Genomic DNA, 21,278 nt, shown 5'->3' on the forward strand with positions numbered 1-21,278 from the left:
CGGCCGCTCGGCGGGGCGCGGGTGGTTGCTGAGGCGGTTGCCGGGAACCGGTAGCGTGAGGCGACGATTCCGCAAGTCCCCCGTTCGTAGGAGTCCCGGTGACGCAGAGTGGACAGGGCGAGGAGCCCTCGGCGCGGCCCGCGCGCGAAGGCATCGTGCTGCCCTCCGACGGCGGGGCACCGCTGCACCCGAGCGAGCTGCCCCCGGCTCCCGTGCCCCCCACCCCGCCGGCCCAGCCGTGGAACCACGGCGGTCACGACGTACGGGACCAGCCGCAGGCCGGCTCCTGGGGCGGCGCCCCGGGGTGGGGCGACCAGAGCACCCCGGACGGCGGCCTGCCCCTGCCACCGGAGGGCGCGCCGCAGGCGGCGTACGGATCGGAGGGGGCGCCCCACCCCGCGTACGGATCGGAGGGGGCGCCCCACCCCGCGTACGGGTCGGACGGGCGGTCCGGGCCCGCGTACGGGGCGGGCGGGCAGCCTGGGCCCGTGTACGGGTCGGGCGGGGCGTCGCAGGGTGCCTACCGGGGTGAGGGGGCGCCGCAGGCCGCCTATGGAGCGCCCGGGGCGGCGCAGGCCGCGTACGGGGGCGACGGGTATGCCGGGGGTGGTTCCGGGATGCCCCTGCCGCCGGTCGCGGGAGAGGGGGCAGGCGCGTCGGGCGGAGCCCCGATGCCGCCGGCCTCGCCGGTGGACGAGGGGGCCACCCAGTACCTGCCGCCGGTGCCGTCGGCCGGTCCGATGCCCGGGGACGAGGCGGCGACGCAGTACATACCGCCGGTGCCCGCGGCCCCGGAGGCCGCGACCCAGTACCTGCCGCCGGTGGGGCCGGGCGCACTGCCGCCGGAGGCGTCGGCCGACGCCACGGCGTACCTCGGGCGGGTCCCGGACCACGGTGCCGGGCCCCTGCCGCCCACCGCGAACCCCGGCCACGGGGCGCCGATGGGGAACCCGGACGCCGACGCCACCCAGTACATACCGCCGGTGGCCGCCCAGCCGCAGGCTCCGGGGCGGGGTCAGGCCCAGGGGTACGGTGCGCCGCAGCAGCAGCCGGATGTGTTCGACAGCCTCTTCCGCAGTGAGCCCGCGGGCGCCTCACCGGCCGGGGCCACGCAGCAGATGCCCAGGATCGAGCAGCCTTACGCCGCCCAGTCCCCGCAGGGCCCCGGCGGTCCAGGCGGCCTGGGGCATGGTGGGCACGGTGGTCACGGAGGTCATGGCGGGCGGGCCTCCGCGAGACGCGACGGCGGCGGTCCGGCGGGCCGTACGCGGTCCAAGGTGCCGCTGATCGCCGCCGTGGGCGTCGGGATCGTCGTCCTCGGCATCGGGGCGGGCGCCCTGATGGCCGGCGGCGCCAAGGACGACCATGGGCAGAGCGACGACAAGGCCGTGGCGGCGTCCGAGCCGTCGGCCGAGGAGCCGTCGTCCGCCGCGGCCGACCCGGCGAAGGAGCAGGCGGTCGCCCTGGACAAGCTGCTCGCGGACAGCGGCGACAGCCGGAACAGCGTGATCAAGGCCGTCGCGAACATCCGCTCCTGCACCAACCTCAGCCAGGCCGCCACCGATCTGCGGAACGCGGCCAAGCAGCGCAACGACCTCGTCACCGAGCTCGGCGAGCTGTCCGTCGACAAGCTGCCCGACAACGCCGCCCTGACCACCGCGCTCACCAAGGCGTGGCAGGCGTCCGCCTCCGCCGACAACCACTACGCCGCGTGGGCCGACGAGGTCGCGGGCAAGAGGAAGCTCTGCAAGCGGGGCCAGGCCCGCTCCACCGGCGAGACCCAGGCGGGCAACCAGGCCAGCAGCACGGCGAGCGCCGAGAAGACCAAGGCCGCGCGGCTGTGGAACGGCATCGCCGGCAAGTACGGCCTCACCCAGCGGCAGGCGGGCCAGCTCTAGGCCCCGCCCCGGCGGATCACAGCTCCGCGTCGACGAGGGTCTTCTCGACGTTCACGAAGCCCTGGCGGGCGGCGACCAGGCGGCCCTTGCGGACGACCTGGAAGGTGACCTCCGGGTTGATCAGCCGGGGGAAGCCGGCCGCGGCGATCAGATCCTCGAAGCGCCAGGTCAGCGGCGGGGTCAGTCCGCCCGTGGTGACCTTCAGACCGTTGTCGAGGGTGTTGCGGATCGCCTGGGCGGTGACCTCGCCGTCCCCGATCTTCTCGATGACGGACCTCAGCACGGTGTACGCGATCCAGGTGGTCTGCACACCCGGGTCCGCCGGATCGATCCGGTTGTCGTCGAAGGCGTGCTCCCGGATCACCTTCTTCATCCGGTCCCAGCGCTCGTCGGTCTCCACCGGGTACCAGCCGGTGACGTACGTCCCCTCGTACGGCCCCGACCGGCCGCCGGTCGAGTCGACGAGGGACTGGTCGACGCTGCCGAGCACGGAGGCGGTGCGCACGGCGGGGAAGTCCTTGCGGTCCCGGCGGAACGAGTCCATGAACGTGGAGGTCCGGTCACCGAGCGCGGGCACCACGCACCCCCGCTTCGCCGGGTCGCCGGTGGCCCGCCGCAGCGCCTGCTGGGCGTGGTCCGAGTACTCGGTCGCGTCGTCGGCGGCCAGCTGGTCCTCGGCCCCGCGGTGGCCCCTGGCGCGCAGCCCCGAGTTCAGCAGGAGCGGATACTGGTCGCCCGCTATGGAGTCGGGGCGTACGAGGGCCACGGGGCCGCAGGCGCTCGCGAGCTGCTCGCCGAGGCCGGCCATGAGCGCGGCCTGACCGCCGTTGACCGGGTAGGACAGCGAGCTGGAGAACTCGTCGTCGGTGACGCCGTAGCCGCCGATGTAGGGAATGCCGGCGGACTCCAGCGGGGCGAGGAAGGAGCGGCCGTGCTGGCTGTAGGAGCCGACCACGGCCACGGCGCCCTCCTTGGCGGCGCGGCGGGCGCACTTGGCGGCGCCCACGGTGTCGTTGTGGTCGTTGCAGGTGAGGATGCGCAGCTCACGGCCGTTGATCCCGCCGCCCGCGTTGACCCAGCGGGCGTACGCCTTCGCCATGGCGGGCATGCCGGGCTTGTTGGTGGCGGCGGTCTTCTCCGGCGCCCAGGTCATGACGGTGATGGGGCCGTCCCCGGAGTCCCCCGTGACGCCGGACACCACCCCGCACCCGGCGGCGAGCGACGCGCACAACGCCAGTGCGACGACTCTCGCGGTACCGGCCCGTTTCGTCCCGGTACGGCGGGAACCGCCGGGGCGGATATGCGTGGGACGGTCTGCTGGGGTGCGTCGCCTGCCGGTCATGGCTCCGCACGATTCCGTCACATGACCAACCCAGGCGTGACGATCGGCCAACGCTGGGTGACTGGGAGGTGAATTGCGGGAAGCTACGATCGTATTTTCGAGGGAGTGCAGAGAGGAACGCGGGAGCGATGACCGTCCAAGGTTCGGAGAACTCTTCCCGTCGTGGGCGTCGCTCATCCACCATGGGCGGCATGCCACTGAACGACATGCCGTGGTGGCGCTGGCGCAGCAATGTGCGCTCCGCGCTGCACATGCTCTCCGATCCGGTGTTCCAGCGGGACGTCTGGCTGGCCGGCGTCGACGGATACGGTGACGTCACCGACGCCGTGTACCGCCTGGTCGAGGACACCTGGCTGGACAACTGGTCCGCCGAGAAGTACGTCGGTGCGATCTTCCGCGACGCCCAGGAGGCGGCGCTCGTCGACACCGCCGTGCTGCGCGTGCTGCGGATCATGCACCAGGTGGGGCCGGACGCCCCCGTCTCCGCGTACCTCGACCACCCCGCCTGGCCCGAGGCGGTCCGCGCGGCCCGTGAGGCCCATGTACGCCTCTCGGTGAGCGACGGCGAGGACCCGGACACAGCGCCGCGCACGCTGGAAGTGCTGCGGATCATGACGAGGGCGGCGTAGGGAACGGGACGGCGGCCGCGCGGAGCGGTTCGGGGCGGTCGGGTCGGGTCGGGGGCCGGTGGGGCCGGTGGGGCCGGTGGGGCCGGTGGTGTCCGGTCGGGTCCCGGTCCTCGGGACGATTGCCGACATGGGTACGCCATATGCGACCCTGTCGGGCATGAACGCGCAGCCCACTCGCACCGCGGCGCCCGCCGACCAGTACGTCCTCACCCTCTCCTGCCCCGACAAGCAGGGAATCGTGCACGCCGTGTCGAGCTACCTCTTCATGACCGGCTGCAACATCGAGGACAGCCAGCAGTTCGGCGACCACGACACGGGTCTGTTCTTCATGCGCGTCCACTTCTCGGCGGAGGCTCCGGTGAGCCTGGACAAGCTCCGGGCGAGCTTCGCGGCGATCGGCGACTCCTTCCACATGGACTGGCAGATCAACCGCGCCGAGGAGAAGATGCGGGTCGTCCTGATGGTCAGCAAGTTCGGGCACTGCCTGAACGACCTGCTGTTCCGGGCGCGGATCGGGGCGCTGCCGGTGGAGATCGCGGCGGTCGTGTCCAACCACACGGACTTCGCCGAGCTGGTGGCCTCGTACGACATCCCCTTCCACCACATCCCGGTCACCAAGGACACCAAGGCCGAGGCCGAGGCGCGGCTGCTGGAAATCGTCCGGCAGGAGAAGGTCGAGCTGGTGGTGCTCGCCCGGTACATGCAGGTGCTGTCGGACGACCTCTGCAAGCAGCTCAGCGGCCGGATCATCAACATCCACCACTCGTTCCTGCCGAGCTTCAAGGGCGCCAAGCCGTACCACCAGGCGCACGCGCGGGGCGTGAAGCTGATCGGGGCGACGGCGCACTACGTCACCGCCGACCTCGACGAAGGGCCGATCATCGAGCAGGAGGTCGAGCGGGTGGGCCACGGGGTGACCCCCGAGGAGCTCGTCGCGATCGGCCGTGACGTGGAGTGCCAGGCCCTGGCCCGGGCGGTCAAGTGGCACGCCGAGCGCCGGATCCTGATGAACGGCCGACGGACGGTCGTCTTCGCCTAGGCCCTGTCGTCACATTCCCGCCGTCGCCCGGAGGGCGGCCCCGCGGCGTCAGGTGCGTGCTCTCGGCGTGCCGGGCCCTGACCCGTGTACTGGACGTACTCGGGTCGGGGCCCGGTGCGTCGAGAGCGCGTGCATGGCGTCGCGGGGTAGGTGGGAATTTGACGACAGGGCCTAGCACGCCGGGGCGCGCGGCTCGGAATCCGCGGCTGCGGGAGCGGTCACATCCGGCTCAGGGACGCCGCCGCGAAGAGGACGTCCCGGATGGCGTCGCGGTCGCCCAGCTGGCCGGCCGCGGCCTCCTCGGGCGGGACGTGCCCCGCGGCGAGCCGGCAGAACTCGACCCCGTCGAGGGCGACATGGGCGACCTCGTGCTCGGCGGAGCCGATCGCGCCGGGGGAGTCCAGCGGGATGAGCCACTCACCGCCGCCCGAGCCCTCGATCTCCAGGCGGAGGCTGCGGCCGGGCGCGCCGGCGGCCACGAGGTGGCGGCCCGCCGCGGGAGACCGTGACGCCAGGCCCGTCCGGCGGCGCTCGGCCAGCACCAGGGGCAGCATCCGTGCCGCGAGGTCGATCATCCCGTGCAGATGGCGTCCGGAGGGCGCGGTGTACGGGTAGTCCACCGCCTCCGCGATGTCCTCCGCGTGGATCCAGCACTCGAACGCCCGGTCGAGCATCGCGTCCCGCAACGGCAGCTCGAACCCGCCGTACGACACCATGAGGCGCCCGGAGTTCTCGGCGCCCTCGGCGTCCTCACCCGCGCCGGCCCCCTCGGGTCCGCCGCCTCTGAACGAGGCCGTCCGCACGATGTCGTGGCTCTGCTCCCGCCACGGCCCGCGGATCGCGCGCCCGGTCGGGAGGTGCGCGGCCTTCCAGTACGCCTCGGTGCGCGCGTCGGGAGTACGGCTGGCCGATCCTGCCGCCAGGTGCTCCAGCGGGTCCTCCAGCCCCAGCGCGGCCGCCACGAGGCCGTCCACCGTCAGCAGGTGCGCGATGACCCCGGCGACGGTCGTCCGCCGGGCCACCGGGCCCTCGTCCCCGAACCAGCGGAGCCGCACGGGCGCCTGCCAGTCGGCGTCGTCGATGTCCTGCAGCAACGCGTCCAGCCGGGCCGCCTCCGCGTCGTACGGCGCCGCCCAGGCCGGTACGGGGATGCGGGGCGCGCGGCGGTCCAGGCAGCTCCGCAGGACGCGGGTGCGCAGGGACGGGTCGAGGTCGAGGCTCTCCGGCGGGTGCAGCAGCCCCACGGCCTCGCGCAGCCGCCGGGCCTCGTCCGCGCACCCGCCGCACACCCCGAGGTGCTCCTCGACGGCGGCGGCCTCCTCCCCCGAGCACACGGCAAGGGCCCACGCCCCGAGCAACGCCTTCAACACCCGGTGCTCCAGCACGAGGGGGGTGGGGTCGGGGGTGGGGCTGGGGGCGTGGGGTGCGGCCGACGGCGGTTCGGACGCCGGCGGTTCGGACGCCGGCGGTTCGGACGACGTGTCCGGGTCGTCGCGTGGCGGCGCCGGCTGCGGGGCGGGGTCCGGCAGCGGCAGTCCCGTGTCCTCCACGGAGGACCGCGGAAGCGGTATCCGAGGCGGCGACCCGGCCGGTGCGTCACCGCCGGTGCGGTCGCCGGCCTCCGGCCGCCCGCACGCGTCGCCGTCCCGCCCGGCACCGCTACCGCCGTCCCGTCCCGCACCGTAGTCCGGCTGTTCCGGAGACCCAGGCACCCTGTCCTCCGGCTCTTCCCCGTACGCGCCGGAGGGGGTCGTTCCGTTGTTCACGCCGTACCCCCGGGTTCGGGCGGGGTGCCGGAGGGGCGGGTGTCGTGGGCGGTGGCGAGGAGTTGGAGGCCGAGGCGGAGGCGGCGGCGCGCCTCGTCCTCGGTGACGCCCAGCTCCGCGGCGGTCCGCCGGTAGTCGCGGCGCTGGAAGTACGCCAGTTCGAGTGCGGCCCGCAGCGGTGTGGGCATGGCCTGCACTATGTAGTCCGCGCGGGCGGCCACCGACGCCTGGTGGACCTTGCGCTCCAGCTCCTCGGCGCTGCCCTCGCCGCCCTCGGCGAGCGCGGCGGTCTCCGTGGCGCGCAGCCGCTGCACGGCCAGCCGGTGGGTGAGCGCGGCGACCCAGGAGCGCAGCGGGCCCTGCTTGGGGTCGTACGCCTCGGGGTCATCCCAGATCCGGACGAACACCTCGCGGGTGATGCCGTCGGCGGCCCGCTCGTCGCCCAGGACACGGTGGGCGAGGCCGTGCACGAGCGACGCGAACCGGTCGTACAGCTCACCGAGCGCGGCCGCCTCGCCCCGCGTCAGCCGCTGCCGCATCCTGAGGTCCCAGCGGGGCGGTGCGTCCTGCGTCGCCATACGGCCCCCTCATCCTGCTCTGCCTGCGCCGTTCCTGATCGCGGGCCGTTCCGGCCGGTGGCCGAGCCGTCGTCCCGCACTGTGTCCAGCCTGTGTGCACCGGGTTCTCGAATGTAGTCGGCACCGCTGACCGCGCACGCCCCTTTATGCCAATGTGCGCCCCTCGCGCGGCCGTAGGTGGTAGAGGCATCCTCCGCTGCGTTGTTCAGGCCGCCCACGTGGGCGGCCGCCGGTCCGCCGGGGTTCCGTGCGGCGTTTCCGAGGTGCGAAATCGACCGCTCCGGAACGCACTTGTATCGATCTCAATCGCTTGTCGATCACTTGTGGATCGGTTTTCGATCACTAGTGACCGTACTCGATGTAAATCTCACCGAAAAGGCCCCTGAAATGGCTCGGTTGCCACGCGCTTTCCGCGGAGTGCGGGTGTTTCATGGAACGACGGCGGGGCAGCCGCGCAGCAGGAAGCGGTGTATCGGCTTCCGGTTCGGCGACTGAGAGGCATCGCGGTGGAGTTCGAAGTGACCGACGGCGAGCAGGGTGGGTGGGCCGTGCTGCGGGTGTCGGGAGAGATGGATCTGGTGACCTCACCGGTGCTCCGTCAGCGGGTGCACGAGGCGGTGGCCGACGGCCGCCGAAGTCTGGTCCTCGATCTCTCGGGCGTCGTCTTCTGCGACTCCAGCGGCGTGGGCGTCCTCATCGCCACCCGCCGCCTCATGCGCTCCTGCCGGGGGCGGCTGCGGCTGATCCTCCCGGCCGACGGCAGGGCCGGCGGCCCGACGGAGGGCGCGCACGTCAACCGGGTCATGGCCGCGCTCGGCGTCCGCCGGCTCTTCGACGTCCACCCGGACGTCATGTCGGCGGTGGCGCCGGAGCCCGAGGGTGAGGCCGACGCCCTTTCGGCCTGACCAGAGGCCCGCGCGCCTGCCCGACCCCCTCCACCGGTTGCCCCGGGAGCCACACTGTTGTCCCAGTATTCCCGCAGTCTTGGTACAAGCGTCGCTTTCGCGCTCCGCACCGCCCGCAGACGTCGTACGCTCCGTCCGGGGAACCCGAGGAACCCTGAAGAACACCGACAGGCACGGACAAGCATTCCACTCGACGTAAGGCGGGCCCGAAAGAACATGGTCAGCAGCGAGTACGAGCGCCGGATCGCCGCCCGGTTCGCCACCTTCGACCAGGACGGCAACGGCTGGATCGACCGCGAGGACTTCAGCGCGGCGAGCAAGGCGGTTCTCAACGAGTTCGGCACCCCCGCCCGTTCGGACAAGGGCCAGGCCCTGTACGGCGGCGCCGAGGCGTTCTGGCAGGGCATGGCGGGGATAGCGGACCGGGACGGCGACCAGCGCATCACCCGGGACGAGTTCGTGAACGGCGCGGTCAAGCGCCTGCGCGACAACCCCGAGCGGTTCGCCGAGATCGCCCGCCCCTTCCTGCACGCGGCCCTCGCCGTAGCGGACGCGGACGGGGACGGCTCGGCCACGGTCGACGAGACCGCCCGCATCCTCAAGGCCCTCGGTGTGCCCGCGCACATCGCCACCGCCACGGCCGCCGCCCTCGACACCAACGCCGACGGCAAGGTGGACGAGGTGGAGGTCGTGACCGCGTTCGCCCGCTACTTCACCGTGCCCGAGTGATGCGTGACCCTTTCCGGCCGGTTCACGTATAGCGCTCGCGCAGCTTGTACTTGAGGACCTTGCGCAGGGTCTCGTTGCGCGGGAGAGCGTCCACCACCTCCACCTGTTCCGGCAGTTTGTGGACGGACAGCCCTTCCGCGCGCAGGTACGACGTCACCGCCGCCACGGTCAGCGCCTCGGCCTCCGGCGGCTGTTCCACGACCGCGCAGACCCGTTCCCCGCGTTCGGCGTCCGGCAGTCCGATCACCGCCACGTCCCGCACGCCCGGGTGCCGGTGCAGAAGGTCCTCGATCTCCTTCGCGGAGATGTTCTCGCCCTTGCGGATGATGACGTCCTTCAGCCGACCGGTCAGCACCAGGTGCCCGCTGTCCGTCAGCCGGCCGAGGTCGCCCGTGACGAAGAAGCCGTCCGCGTCGAACGCCGCCGCCGACTGCTCCGGATCCAGGTACCCCTGGCAGACGGCCTCCCCCTTCAACCGCACCTCCCCGTCGACGATCCGTATCTCCATCCCCTCCGGCGGACGCCCTTCCGTGGTCGCGAGGTTCTCCGCGGAGTCGTCCGGCGCCCCCATGGTGATCATCGGGACCTCCGTCATGCCGTACCCGTGGGTGAGCTGGACGCCCATCTCCCGTACGACGGCGTGGTACAGCTCGGGCGGCTTCGGCGCGCCGCCGCCGGCGAGCAGCCGCAGCGTGGGGACGACGGGGACGCCCGGCTGTTTGCGCTGCTCGGCCAGGAACATCGAGTAGAACGCCGTCGACCCGCCCGCGACGGTCACCCCGTGCTTGCGGTAGCCCTCCAGCGCGGACGGCAGCGCGAAGTGCTCGAACAGCACGGCCGGGAAGCCGTACAGCAGCAGCATCACCATGTAGTCCAGGCCGCCGATGTGCGCGTACGGGAAGGCGATGGAGCCGACGTCGTCGCCGGTCAGGCGGAGCGCGTGGGCGAGGCAGGAGCCGCCCGCGATGAGGGAGCGGTCCGTGTGCAGGACGCCCTTCGGGTCGGAGGTGGTGCCGGAGGTCCAGTAGATCCAGCGCACGGAGGTGCCGTCGGCCGGCGGGGCGGGCAGGACCGCCGGGTCGCCGACCGGGAGGGCGTCGTACGCCTCGAAGACCCCGCGGGCGCCCAACCGACGGGCCATCCCGGTGTGGTCGAATCCGCGCCACCCGCCGGGGACCGCGAAGAACTGCGCCTTCGACTCCCGCAGGGCGAAGCCGACCTCGCGGTCGCGGTAGAAGGGGATGACCGGGGACTGCACGGCGCCGAGGCGGGCCAGGGCGAAGGAGAGCAGGACCGTCTCGATGCGGGTGGGCAGCTGCCAGGCGACGACCGTCCCAGGGCGTACGCCCATGTCGTGCAGGCCCGCCGCCACCCGCTCGGCACGGGAGCGCAGCTCGCCGAAGGTCAGGGTGCGGTCGTCCTGGAGGAGGACGGGCCGGTCGGGGGTGAGCGAGGCGCGGCCGTCGAGGAGTTCCCAGAGGGTGCGGGACGTGCCGAGCGCGTGGGCGGTTTCGTTCACAGCGGCCCCCTGCCTGGAGGACTCGTCGGGAGAAACTGACGAGCTGTCAGATGGTGGGCAGAGCGTAGGCCGGGGCGCCTTGTCGGTCCAGGGGTGTGCCACTAACCTGCTCGACAAGGATCTGACGACCCATCAGATACTGGGTGTCAGTGATATCGAGTGGGGGATCCATGACCGAACTGCCCCGCATCATCAGCGTCGACGACCATGTGATCGAGCCCGCGCACCTCTTCGAGACCTGGCTGCCGGCGAAGTACCGGGAGCGCGGCCCGCAGCCGCTGACCGCCGGCATCGGCGAGCTCGCCTATGTCGCCGGGAAGTACCAGATCACGATGGACCCCGAGGGCCAGCCCACCGACTGGTGGATCTACGAGGACCTGAAGTTCCCGTACAAGCGCAACATCGCGGCCGTCGGCTTCGACCGCGACGAGATGACGCTGGAGGGCATCACCCGCGAGGAGATGCGGCGCGGCTGCTGGGACCCCAAGGCGCGGCTGGCCGACATGGACCTCAACCACGTCGAGGCGTCCCTCTGCTTCCCCTCCTTCCCCCGCTTCTGCGGGCAGACCTTCGCCGAGGCGCACGACAAGGAGGTCGCCCTGGCCTGTGTGCGCGCCTACAACGACTGGATGGTCGAGGAGTGGTGCGGCGACAGCGGCGGCCGGCTGATCCCGCTGTGCCTGATCCCGCTGTGGGACATCGACCTGGCCGTCGCCGAGATCCGCCGCAACGCCGCCCGCGGCGTCCGGGCCGTCACCTTCTCCGAGATCCCCACCCACCTGGGGCTGCCCTCCATCCACTCCGGCTACTGGGACCCGTTCTTCGCGGTGTGCCAGGACACCGGCACGGTCGTCAACATGCACATCGGGTCCAGCTCCCAGATGCCGGCCGCCTCCCCCGACGCCCCGCCCGCCGTCCAGGCGTCGCTCTCCTTCAACAACGCGATGGCCTCGATGATGGACTTCCTCTTCAGCGGGGTCCTGGTGAGGTTCCCGCGGTTGAAACTCGCGTACAGCGAAGGGCAGATGGGCTGGATCCCGTACGCCCTCGAACGCGCCGACGACGTGTGGGAGGAGCACCGTGCCTGGGGCGGCGTCCGCGACCTGATCCCCGAGCCGCCGTCGACGTACTACTACCGGCAGATGTTCTGCTGCTTCTTCCGCGACAAGCACGGCGTCGCCTCACTGGACGTCGTCGGACGCGACAACGCGACCTTCGAGACCGACTACCCGCACGTCGACTCGACCTTCCCGCACACCAAGGAGGTCGCCCTCGACCATGTGAAGGGCCTCGACGACGAGACGGTCTACAAACTCATGCGCGGCAACGCGATCCGCATGCTCGACCTCGACCTCGACAGGTGACGGGCGGCCCCCGGTCATGGACCTCGCGTACAGCCCCGAGGAGGAGGAGTTCCGGGCCGGGCTGCGGGAGTGGCTGGCGAAGGTCCTGCCCACCCTGCCGCCGAAGCCGTCCCCCGACGACTGGCCCGCCCGGCGCGCGTACGACCTCGGCTGGCAGCGGACGCTCTACGACGCCGGGTACGCCCACGTCCACTGGGACGCCTCCCCGACCGTCCGGCTGATCTTCCTGGAGGAGACCGAGAAGGCCGGCGCGCCCTACGTCGGCGCCAACTTCGTGGGGCTGCTGCACGCGGGGCCCACCATCGCCGCCGAGGGCACGGACGAGCAGCGGGCGCGCTGGCTGCCGCCGGTGCTGCGTGGCGAGGAGGTGTGGTGCCAGGGCTTCAGCGAACCGGACGCCGGCTCCGACCTCGCGGCGCTGCGCACGCGCGCGTACCGCGACGGCGACGACTACGTGGTCACCGGGTCCAAGATCTGGACCTCCCACGCGGAGGTCGCCGACTGGTGCGAGCTGCTCGTGCGGACCGATCCCGGCGCCCCCAAGCACCGGGGCATCTCCTGGCTGGCCATGCCCATGGACGCGCCCGGTGTGACCGTACGGCCGCTGCGCACGCTCGCCGGGTCCACCGAGTTCGCCGAGGTGTTCCTCGACGAGGTCCGGGTCCCGGTCGCCAACCGGGTCGGCGAGGAGAACGACGGCTGGCGCGTGACCATGGTGACCCTGTCGTTCGAGCGCGGCACGGCCTTCGTGGGCGAAGTCGTCGCGTGCCGACGGGTGTTGGGGGAGGTCGCGAGAGAGGCGCGGGCGAACGGGCGGTGGGACGACCCCGCCGTCCGGCGGCGGCTGGGGCGGCTGAACGCGGAGTTCCGGACGCTGTGGCGGCTCACCCAGTGGAACGTCAGCGAGGCGGAGTCCTCCGGAGGGGTGCCGGGGGTGGGGGGTTCTGTCTTCAAGCTGAGATATTCGCGTGCGCGGCAGGAGCTGTACGACGCGGCGGTGGGGGTGCTGGGGCCGGAGGGGGTCGATCTCGGGCGGGCGTGGGTGCTCGATCGGCTCAGTTCGTTGTCGTACACGATCGCGGCGGGGACCTCGGAGATCCAGCGGAACATCGTGGGCGAACGGATTCTTGGCCTGCCGAAGGGGTGAGGGTCGGGCGGGGGCGCCTAGGGGATGGAGGTGTGCCGTGGGTTGGCGGGTGCGGGTGCGGGTGCGGGTGCGGGTGGGATGTGGCTGGTCGCGCAGTTCCCCGCGCCCCTGAAGGCGTGGGCGTGCTCGGCTTTGACTGGGGGTCCTCGGATGCGGTTTCGACTTGATGAGCAGCAGCTTGACTTGAAGCGTGCTGTGCGGAGGTTGCTTGATCGGCGGTTCGGGCGGGACGCCTTGCGGGAGGGCGTCGAGGCTCCTCGGGTCGATCGGGGGCTCTGGCGGGAACTGGGGGACGCCGGGTTCTTCTCGCTGCGGTTGCCGGAGGCCGAGGGTGGGGTCGGGCTGGGGTTGCCCGAGGCCGTGTTGGTGTTCGAGGAGGCGGGGCGCGCGCTGCTGCCCGGGCCGCTGGTGGCCACGCATCTCGCGGCGGGAGTGGTGCCGGGGGCCGCGACCGGGGAGACCGTCGTGACCACCGTCGGAGGCGGGGGCCTGGTCGAGTGGCTGGACGCGGCCGACGTGGTGACGGGGGACGCGACCGGCGCGGTCGCGGTGCGGTCCGTCGACCCGTTGACGCCGCTGCACCGGGTGCCGGGGCACGACCGTACGGCCGGGCCGGACGCCCTCCTGGTGCTGCTCACCGCCGCCGAACAACTCGGCACGGCGGTGCGGACGTGTGAGGCGGCCGTGCAACACGCCCGGACCCGCGAGCAGTTCGGGCGGCCGATCGGCGCGTTCCAGGCGGTCAAGCACCTCTGCGCCGACCTGCTGGTCCGGGTGGAGGTCGCCAGGGCGGCCGTCTACGCGGCGGCCGTCACCGCCGACCCCGTGGACATCGCGGCGGCCCGGCTGCTGGCCGACGAGGCGGCCGTGCGCGGCGCCCGCGACTGTCTCCAGGTCCACGGCGGTATGGGGTTCACCTGGGAGGCCGACGTCCACCTGTGTCTGAAGCGGGCGTGGGTCCGGGCAGAACGTGGCGGATTGGTGACGGACAGTGAGGAGGCGCTGGCGGGCGAACTGTTGGTCGAGTCCCGTTGACCGCGCTGACCAGGGCAGCCGTGAAGTCCGTGGCGGCGTGATGAGAAAATGTCGCGGAACGTGGCATACCGGAATTACCGAGCGTTGATACCGGGTTGTGTCCTAGGTGTGACTTGTCACGGCCTGGAGTCGGAGTCCGACTCCGGTACCTTCTGGGGGATGCGAGTGGTTCCGAGGCCCAGCAAGCCCGGTGTTGCCCCTGAGGCGGCCCCGGCTCCGGCGGTGCCCGCCGCTCGTGAAGTGGGCCGGAGGCGCGTCGCCCCGGTCTGTTCGACTCCCCGCGATGAGCGTCGCACAGTATGCCCCAGGCGTACTCCTTCGCGCTGGAATATGCCCGAAGCGCTTGTTGGGGTGACTGTACGTCAACCATGCTGTCTAGTAAGGGGATCACGTTCCGTGATTCCGGTGCCGACGGCAGTGGAGTCGGCCGAGCAGAAGATGACCACGATCGTGGCCCCGGAGGGGCGTGCGGCGATGTGTCCGCCGGTTCGGATGGTGTGAGCGGTGCAGGTGCTTCAAGTGCAGCTGGAGATCCGGCCCGACCCCGCAGAAGTGGGTCGCGCCCGGAGATGGGCCCGTTCACGGCTCGCCGGGTCCGGGATAGGGGACGACGAGCCGCTGGGGGAGACGCTGATCCTACTCGTCTCCGAGCTGGTCACCAACGCGGTCGTCCACACCGGGCGGCCGGCTGTGCTGCGTCTGCTGCTGTCCGGGCTCCGTGACGGCTCCGTCGGCACCGTCCGTCTGGAGGTCGCCGACACCAGCGCGTGCCCGCCGGCGCCGCGCTGCGCCGACGGCGACGAGACGGGCGGTCGCGGCCTCGCCCTCGTCGAGGGGCTCGCCGACCGCTGGGGCTGGAGCCACGAGGGCGTCGGCAAGCGCATCTGGTGCGAACTGGACCGCGCCGCCCCCGGCCCGCCCGCGACGGCCGGAGCGGGCGGCGTCGCGACCCCCACCGTGTACCCGTCGGGCCACGCCGTCACCGGCGTGGCGGCGGTGGCCCGCGGTGGATTGGCCTACGGGGCGGTCTGAGGGCCTGCGGTGGGCGCCCGGCGTGCGTCTCGGCGTCGCACGCGCCTGCGCGCCGAAGCACGGCGTCGGCCCCTGCCGCTCACGACGGCGCTCGTGTGCGCCGGTGGTGCTCCCGTACGCGGCGCCGGGACCCGGGCCGCGAGGGGCAAATCCCCCAACGGGTGTTGACGTTCCATGTCCGTTTGATCACGCTTGTGGTCATCGATTCGCCGCGAGGGGACGACGAGGGCTTCGGTGACGGGGGCCCTCGGCGAGTGTGGGTCGTGTTTCGGCGTCGGCTCCCGCCCGGGCCCGGGGAAGCGGGGCGGGTACGCCGAGGCCGGATGGCGGCGCGCGGTGCCGAGCTCGGGGCGGGCAGCGGCGCGCCGCCAGCCGACCCACGGCGGTGCCGGAGCACCGCGCCCGATCCGTGGGGGCCTCGGAGTGCCGTCGGCCGATCCGCGGGGGTCTCGGAGCGCCGCCGGCTGACCCGTGGGGGTCTCGGAGCGCCGCAGGCCAGTACGCGGGGGTCTCGGAGTATCGCCGGCTGACCCGTGGGGGTCTCGGAGCGCCGCCGGCTGACCCGTGGGGGTCTCGGAGCGCCGCAGGCCAGTACGCGGGGGTCTCGGAGTACCGCCGGCCGACCCGCGGGGGTCTCGGAGCACCGTCGGCCAATACGCGGAGGTCTCGGAGCGCTGCCCGCCGACCCGCTGAGGTCTCAGAGCACCGCCACCGGGGCCACCGGTGTTCCCGTGCCGCCGACGAACGGTTCCGGCATCGCCGACAGCAGGAAGTCGTATCGCCCGGTTTCTCCACAGGCTGTGGACAACTCCTCCAGGTTCCAGTTCTGGCCCTGCGGCATGCCCATCTCGACCAGATGCAGCGCGTGCACCGGGAGCCAGAGGTTCTCGATCTCCGGCGGGAAGATCTCGAAGGTCATCGTGTCGTTGGCGACGGCGGCGACATCACGCGCGTGGAACCACTCCGGGGTACGGACCGACAGCCCCGGCGACGGGAACGCGTACCCGTGCTTGTCGCCCGCGAGGTACGCCCGGACCTGCCCGGTGCGGACGAGGACGATGTCGCCGGCGCGGACCCGCACCCCCGTCAACTCCTCGGCCGCGTCCAGGTCTTCGGGCGTGACCGCGTGGTCGCCGGGGAGTCGGCCGGTGTCGAGGCCCAGGGCGCGCGGGATGTCGAGGAGCACACCGCGCGAGACGACGGGGAGGGCCTTGTCGATGCCGGCGAAGGTGGCCCCGGCGTGCGGGGTGACGGTGTCGGCCGGGCGGCCGTTGTAGACGCGGCCCGAGTGGGAGACATGGGTGAGGGCGTCCCAGTGGGTGCCTGCCTGGAGGCCCATCGTCACGGCGTCGTCGCTGCACGCGACCGTGCCCGGACCGAAGATCTCCTGGTTGATCTGCACCATGACGTGCAGCGGGTTGACCCGGCCCGGGATCATCCCCGTCTGCACGCCGTCCTGCTGGAGGGGCAGCGCGAGCGGCACACGGCGGCCGGAACGCACCGAGCCGACGGCCTCCCGCACCACCTCGTCGGTGATCAGGTTGAGCGTGCCGGCCTCGTCGCCCGCCCCCCAACGACCCCAGTTGTTCACGCGCTTGGCGATGTCATGGAACTCCGTGGGCAGTGACATCGGCCCTCCCCGGGGCTTGTGTGGGTGTATCTGACGGGTCGTAGAATCGGCGTGCGAGCAAATCTAACGGTCCGTCAGAAACCGCGATGAGGGGAAGGGGCCGGGGTGGGAAACTTCTTGGCAGGCAAGGTCGTCGCCGTCACGGGCGCGGGACGGGGGATCGGCCGAGCGGTCGCCCTCGCTGCGGCGGCGGAGGGCGCGCGGGTCGTCGTCAACGACTACGGCGTCTCCGTCGACGGCTCCGAACCGACCAGCTCCGTCGCCGACACCGTCGTCAAGGAGATCGAGGCGGCCGGGGGCGAGGCCGTCGCCGTCGCCGACGACATCTCGACCATGGCCGGCGGGCAGCGGGTGGTGGACGCGGCGGTCGCCGCGTACGGGCGGATCGACGGGGTCGTGTGTGTCGCCGGGATCCTGCGGGAGCGGATGCTGTTCAACATGTCCGAGGAGGAGTGGGACCCGGTGGTCGCCACGCATCTGAAGGGCACGTTCACGGTGTTCCGGGCGGCTTCGGCGGTGATGCGGAAGCAGCGGGCCGGGACGTTGATCGGGTTCACCAGTGGCAATCACCAGGGGTCCGTTTCACAGGCCAACTACAGCGCGGCGAAGGGCGGGATCATCTCGCTGGTGCGGAGCGCTGCGCTGGGGCTGCACCGGTACGGGGTGACCGCGAACGCGGTCGCGCCGGTGGCGCGGACGCGGATGTCCGCAGGGGTGCCGGTGGAGTTGACCGACATCGGCGAACCGGAGGACGTGGCGGCGTTCGTGGTGTACCTGCTGTCGGACAGGGCCCGGGAGGAGGGCATCACCGGGCAGGTGTACACGGTGGCGGGGCCGAGGATCGCGGTCTGGGCCCAGCCGAGGGAACTGCGCTCCGCCTGGGCGGAGGGGGGCGGCTGGACGCCGGAGAGGATCGCGGAGGTGCTGCCCGGAGCGGTGGGGGTTGATCCGATGCCGATGCTTGAGCGGGTGGAGGAGATGGCGCGGGCCGCTGCGGCAGGGGCGCGGCCGAACAAGGGCGCCTCATAGCTCGGGGCCGGGGGGTTGTCGGGCGGCTGCGGGTGGTGTGTGGCTTCTCGCGCAGTTCCCCGCGCCCCTGGGGGTGGGGGTTCGAGTTGCTTGGTTCGTGCGGGTGGTTCGTGGCTGGTCGCGCAGTTCCTCGCGCCCCTGAGCGGAGTGGGGGTGCGGCTTTGATGTCAGTTGTTCTGCCTGGGTGACAACGGTTCGTGCGGTCGACCGGAGGCGGTGTGGGGCGTGGACTTTGGGGTGGAGGACGGGGCGTTTCGGGGGGAGGTGCGGGCTTGGCTCGCGGAGCATGCCGGGGCCGCCGGGGACCGGCGGGCGTGGGAGCGGACGCTCGGGGCCGCGGGGTGGATCGGGCTGGGGTGGGCCGAGGGCGGGTACGGGAACCGGACGGCCACGCTCGTGCAGCAGGTCGTGTGGGCCGAGGAGTACGCCCGCGCCGGCGTGCCGCCCAGGTCGGGGCACATCGGGGAGAAGCTGCTCGCGCCCACCCTGATCGCCTTCGGGACGCGGGAGCAGAAGGAGCGGTTCCTGCCGCCGATCGCCCGCGGCGAGGAGTTGTGGTGCCAGGGCTACAGCGAACCCGGCGCCGGATCGGACCTCGCGGGCGTCCGCACCAGGGCCGAGCGCGGCACCGACGGGACGTACACCGTCACCGGGCAGAAGATCTGGACCTCGCTCGCCCACGAGGCCGACTGGTGCTTCGTACTGGCGCGCACCGAGCCGGGATCGCGGCGGCACCACGGGCTGTCGTTCCTGCTCGTCCCCATGGCCCAGCCGGGCCGCGTCGAGGTGAGGCCGATCCGGCAGATGACCGGCACGAGCGAGTTCAACGAGGTGTTCTTCGACGGGGCGCGCGCGGAGCACGTCGTCGGCGGGGAGGGCGACGGCTGGCGGGTCGCCATGGCCCTCCTCGGCTTCGAGCGCGGTGTGTCGACGCTCGCCCAGCAGATCGGGTTCGCGGAGGAGCTGCGGGACGTCGTACGGGCGGCCGTGGAGAGTGGCGCCGTGGACGACCCCGTCGTACGGGAACGGCTCGTGCGGCAGTGGGCCGAGCTGCGGGTGATGCGGTGGAACGCCCTGCGGACGCTGGGCGGTTCACCGGAGCCGGGCGCGCCGAGCGTGGCCAAGCTGCTGTGGGGGCGGTGGCACCGGCGGCTCGGGGAGCTGGCGATGGAGGTGCGGGGCGCGGGGGCGGCGGTGGGGCCCGCGCGGTGGTCGCCGGGGACGCCTTACGCACTCGATCCGTTCCAGCACCTGTTCCTGTTCAGCCGGGCCGACACCATCTACGGCGGTTCGGACGAAGTGCAGCGCACGATCATCGCCGAGCGGGTGCTCGGACTGCCGAGGGAGCCGAGGGGTTGAGGATCTTGACGATCTCGCGAGTGGCCGGCCTTCCGGCGGCGGGGCGGGGGGTGCCGGCGTGAGAGGCGTGGTGTTCGACGGGAAGCGGGTCGAGGTCGTCGACGATCTCGACGTCCGGGAGCCGGGGCCCGGCGAGGTGCGGGTGGCGGTCGCGGCGGCCGGGCTCTGCCACAGCGATCTGTCGGTGGTGGACGGGACGATCCCGTTCCCCGCGCCGGTGGTGCTCGGGCACGAGGGCGCGGGCGTCGTCGACGCGGTGGGCGCGGGCGTCACCCATGTCCGGCCCGGTGACCACGTGGCACTGTCCACCCTCGCCAACTGCGGGACCTGCGCGGACTGCGACCGGGGACGGCCCACCATGTGCCGTCGGGCGATCGGGCGCCCGGAGCGGCCGTTCACGCGCGGCGCGCAGCCGCTGTTCCAGTTCGCCGCCAACTCGGCCTTCGCGGAGCGGACGGTGGTCAAGGCCGTGCAGGCCGTGCGGATACCGGACGACATTCCGCTGCCGTCCGCCGCACTGATCGGGTGCGGCGTGCTGACCGGGGTCGGGGCGGTCCTCAACCGGGCGCGCGTCGACCGGGGTGAGAGCGTGCTCGTCATCGGGGCCGGGGGCATCGGGCTCAACGTCATCCAGGGGGCGCGGATCGCGGGCGCGGTACGGATCGTCGCCGTCGACGCCAACCCGGAGAAGGAGGCCGTGGCCCGGCGGTTCGGCGCCACGCACTTCCTCACCTCCGCGGACGGCGTACGGGAGGTCGTCCCGACGGGCGTGGACCACGCCTTCGAGTGCGTCGGCCGCGTCGAACTCATCCGCCAGGCGATCGATCTGCTGGACCGGAGGGGGCAGGCGGTGCTGCTGGGCGTGCCGGCGGCCACGGCCGAGGCGTCCTTCCGGGTCTCCTCCCTCTACCTGGACAAGGCGATCCTGGGCTGCCGCTACGGATCGTCGCGGCCCCAGCGGGACATCGCGCTCTACGCCGACCTGTACCGCGAAGGGCGGCTGCTGCTGGACGAGTTGGTCACCGCCACGTATCCGGTGGAGGACTTCGCGAAGGCGGCGCAGGACGCGGCGGAGGGGCGGGTGGCGCGGGCGGTGCTCACGTTCTGAGCGCCGGGGCGGAAGGGCGAGGGCGTCGGGGGCTCGCGGCAAGGTCCCGGTCGTACCGCGGAGGTACGGCCGTCGGCGCGGGCGCCGGAAGGCGGCGTTGTGGGCACGCTGCTCGTCCGTGCCGTCGCGACCTGACCGTACGACTGTTCCGGAGCCGGTGAGCTTCGGGACGGCGGCGGGGGAGGGCGAGGTGGGCGGTGCTGCCTCCCGAACCCCCCTCAGGGGGCGCCCGCGTGCCGCCGGGTGCCTTCCGCTGGATCGGCTCGTGGAGACGGGCGAGGGCCCAGGCGCGGGCCGCGGTCGTGCCGGCGGCCTGCGGCTCTGGCACCGGCCGCTGGATGTACTGCGCCTGACCGCCGTCCCGGTGCGGCGGCACCACCGTGCGGCGGGCCACGTCGTTGGCGACGGCGGTGCCGTGGTCGCGCCGGACGAGGTGCAGGCACAGGTCGATGCCGGCGGCCACGCCCGCCGAGGTGAGGATTGGCCTACCTTCGTACGTTGGGGGTGGGCCCCTCGTGCCGGAAAGGATCACCGCATGTCATTGGCTGAGTCCTGGGACAGGTACGCAGTCGGGAGCAAGCCACGCAGAACCGTGAACGCCAGAGGTGATGCGACCTGGCTGAACTGGACCCAGTACCCCGATCACGGGCCGGACGAGAGCGTTCTCGGTCCCCTGGCCGGACGCCGGGTGCTGGAACTCGGCTCGGGGAGCGGTAGTAACCTCGCGCACCTCGTGACGCTTGGCGCGACAGGCCAAGGGGTGGACATCGCCCCCGCCCGCGAGACGGTCGCGCGGGAGCGCTGGGGCCATCTGCCGGGCCTTGAGTTTCGTACGGCGGAGGCGACTGCGTTCCTGAACGAGACGGACGAGACATTCGATGTCGTGCTCTCGATCTTCGGTGCCGTGTGGTTCGTCGATCCGGACACCCTGCTCCCGCTGGTCCGCTCGCGCATGACGCCGGGCGGCATCCTGGCCTTCTCGCAGTTGCCTCCGGGCAGTCAGGGCCCAGGGCCCGCCGGAGCCGGGTCTCGGCACGACCGCACCCCGGACGAGTGGGGGCGCGTCCTGATGAGGCACGGGTTCTCCGACGTACGCCTATTCCTGATCGACCCGCCGGAAGGCGGCGGTGTGGGCACGCTGCTCGTCCGTGCCGTCGCGACCTGACCGT

At 72.6% G+C, this 21,278-nt stretch carries 18 protein-coding genes and 1 pseudogene; 13 read left to right on the forward strand and 6 right to left on the reverse strand.

The genetic code is table 11. The features are described from left to right. Positions 1-98 precede the first annotated feature (98 nt). A complete protein-coding gene (locus ACZ4Z2_RS03045; protein WP_468071756.1) occupies positions 99-1,898 on the forward strand; it encodes a hypothetical protein in 1,800 nt (599 codons plus the stop codon). A gap of 16 nt (positions 1,899-1,914) precedes the next feature. Here ACZ4Z2_RS03045 and ACZ4Z2_RS03050 read toward each other — a convergent pair whose 3' ends face one another. Next, positions 1,915-3,240 (reverse strand): ABC transporter substrate-binding protein, encoded by a 1,326-nt coding sequence (locus tag ACZ4Z2_RS03050; RefSeq protein WP_468071758.1) that lies wholly within the window; start codon positions 3,238-3,240, stop codon positions 1,915-1,917. Positions 3,241-3,368: 128 nt separating this feature from the next. Here ACZ4Z2_RS03050 and ACZ4Z2_RS03055 point away from each other — a divergent pair, with 128 nt between their 5' ends. Together ACZ4Z2_RS03055 and purU are read left to right on the forward strand one after the other, a co-directional pair. Further along, positions 3,369-3,869 (forward strand): SCO4402 family protein, encoded by a 501-nt coding sequence (locus ACZ4Z2_RS03055; RefSeq protein ID WP_468071760.1) that lies wholly within the window; start codon positions 3,369-3,371, stop codon positions 3,867-3,869. A gap of 157 nt (positions 3,870-4,026) precedes the next feature. Then, positions 4,027-4,908, forward strand: coding sequence for a formyltetrahydrofolate deformylase (purU, locus tag ACZ4Z2_RS03060; protein WP_468072318.1), 882 nt, complete (start codon positions 4,027-4,029; stop codon positions 4,906-4,908). Between the two features lie 218 nt (positions 4,909-5,126). Here purU and ACZ4Z2_RS03065 read toward each other — a convergent pair whose 3' ends face one another. Beyond that, entirely contained in the window at positions 5,127-6,674 is a 1,548-nt protein-coding gene (locus ACZ4Z2_RS03065; protein WP_468071762.1) for a zf-HC2 domain-containing protein, read from the reverse strand. Next, complete coding sequence (locus ACZ4Z2_RS03070) at positions 6,671-7,252, reverse strand: sigma-70 family RNA polymerase sigma factor (protein ID WP_468071764.1); 582 nt, start codon at positions 7,250-7,252, stop codon at positions 6,671-6,673. The genes ACZ4Z2_RS03065 and ACZ4Z2_RS03070 overlap by 4 nt, the downstream gene beginning before the upstream one ends. Before the next feature lie 500 nt (positions 7,253-7,752). Here ACZ4Z2_RS03070 and ACZ4Z2_RS03075 point away from each other — a divergent pair, with 500 nt between their 5' ends. Beyond that, complete coding sequence (locus ACZ4Z2_RS03075) at positions 7,753-8,157, forward strand: STAS domain-containing protein (protein ID WP_468072320.1); 405 nt, start codon at positions 7,753-7,755, stop codon at positions 8,155-8,157. A 216-nt stretch (positions 8,158-8,373) separates the two neighbouring features. Further along, positions 8,374-8,886: an EF-hand domain-containing protein gene (locus ACZ4Z2_RS03080; protein ID WP_468071766.1), complete on the forward strand. Its 513-nt coding sequence runs from the start codon at positions 8,374-8,376 to the stop codon at positions 8,884-8,886. A 22-nt stretch (positions 8,887-8,908) separates the two neighbouring features. Here ACZ4Z2_RS03080 and ACZ4Z2_RS03085 read toward each other — a convergent pair whose 3' ends face one another. Continuing rightward, entirely contained in the window at positions 8,909-10,405 is a 1,497-nt protein-coding gene (locus tag ACZ4Z2_RS03085; RefSeq protein ID WP_468071768.1) for a class I adenylate-forming enzyme family protein, read from the reverse strand. A gap of 170 nt (positions 10,406-10,575) precedes the next feature. Here ACZ4Z2_RS03085 and ACZ4Z2_RS03090 point away from each other — a divergent pair, with 170 nt between their 5' ends. From ACZ4Z2_RS03090 to ACZ4Z2_RS03105, 4 genes are all read left to right on the forward strand, one after another. Continuing rightward, on the forward strand, positions 10,576-11,769 hold the full coding sequence (locus ACZ4Z2_RS03090) for an amidohydrolase family protein (protein WP_468071770.1): 1,194 nt from the start codon (positions 10,576-10,578) through the stop codon (positions 11,767-11,769). 16 nt (positions 11,770-11,785) lie between these two features. Next, positions 11,786-12,916, forward strand: coding sequence for an acyl-CoA dehydrogenase family protein (locus ACZ4Z2_RS03095; RefSeq protein ID WP_468071772.1), 1,131 nt, complete (start codon positions 11,786-11,788; stop codon positions 12,914-12,916). A gap of 150 nt (positions 12,917-13,066) precedes the next feature. Then, on the forward strand, positions 13,067-13,951 hold the full coding sequence (locus ACZ4Z2_RS03100; protein WP_468071774.1) for an acyl-CoA dehydrogenase family protein: 885 nt from the start codon (positions 13,067-13,069) through the stop codon (positions 13,949-13,951). Positions 13,952-14,455: 504 nt separating this feature from the next. Continuing rightward, positions 14,456-14,983 carry an ATP-binding protein gene (locus ACZ4Z2_RS03105; RefSeq protein ID WP_468071776.1) on the forward strand — a complete coding sequence of 176 codons (528 nt, stop codon included), beginning with the start codon at positions 14,456-14,458 and terminating at the stop codon, positions 14,981-14,983. Between the two features lie 697 nt (positions 14,984-15,680). On the opposite strand, the gene ACZ4Z2_RS03110 is transcribed toward ACZ4Z2_RS03105, so the two are convergent. Continuing rightward, a complete protein-coding gene (locus ACZ4Z2_RS03110) occupies positions 15,681-16,613 on the reverse strand; it encodes a cyclase family protein (protein ID WP_468071778.1) in 933 nt (310 codons plus the stop codon). Positions 16,614-16,718: 105 nt separating this feature from the next. Between ACZ4Z2_RS03110 and ACZ4Z2_RS03115 the strand changes: the two genes are divergently transcribed. The 3 genes from ACZ4Z2_RS03115 (at position 16,719) to ACZ4Z2_RS03125 (ending at position 20,109) form a co-directional block, all read left to right on the forward strand. Then, positions 16,719-17,642: an SDR family NAD(P)-dependent oxidoreductase gene (locus tag ACZ4Z2_RS03115; RefSeq protein ID WP_468071780.1), complete on the forward strand. Its 924-nt coding sequence runs from the start codon at positions 16,719-16,721 to the stop codon at positions 17,640-17,642. Between the two features lie 225 nt (positions 17,643-17,867). Beyond that, positions 17,868-19,001, forward strand: a complete 1,134-nt coding sequence (locus ACZ4Z2_RS03120) for an acyl-CoA dehydrogenase family protein (RefSeq protein ID WP_468071782.1) — start codon at positions 17,868-17,870, stop codon at positions 18,999-19,001. A 58-nt stretch (positions 19,002-19,059) separates the two neighbouring features. Next, positions 19,060-20,109 (forward strand): Zn-dependent alcohol dehydrogenase, encoded by a 1,050-nt coding sequence (locus ACZ4Z2_RS03125; protein ID WP_468071784.1) that lies wholly within the window; start codon positions 19,060-19,062, stop codon positions 20,107-20,109. A gap of 253 nt (positions 20,110-20,362) precedes the next feature. Here the strand turns inward: ACZ4Z2_RS03125 and ACZ4Z2_RS03130 are convergent. After that, positions 20,363-20,590 (reverse strand): annotated as a pseudogene (locus tag ACZ4Z2_RS03130) (AraC family transcriptional regulator); the annotation flags it as partial. Positions 20,591-20,701: 111 nt separating this feature from the next. On the opposite strand from ACZ4Z2_RS03130, the gene ACZ4Z2_RS03135 reads away from it, so the two are divergent. Continuing rightward, on the forward strand, positions 20,702-21,274 hold the full coding sequence (locus ACZ4Z2_RS03135) for a class I SAM-dependent methyltransferase (protein ID WP_468071786.1): 573 nt from the start codon (positions 20,702-20,704) through the stop codon (positions 21,272-21,274). The last annotated feature ends 4 nt before the right edge of the window (positions 21,275-21,278 follow it).

The organism is Streptomyces sp. NPDC030183 (genome assembly GCF_055573455.1).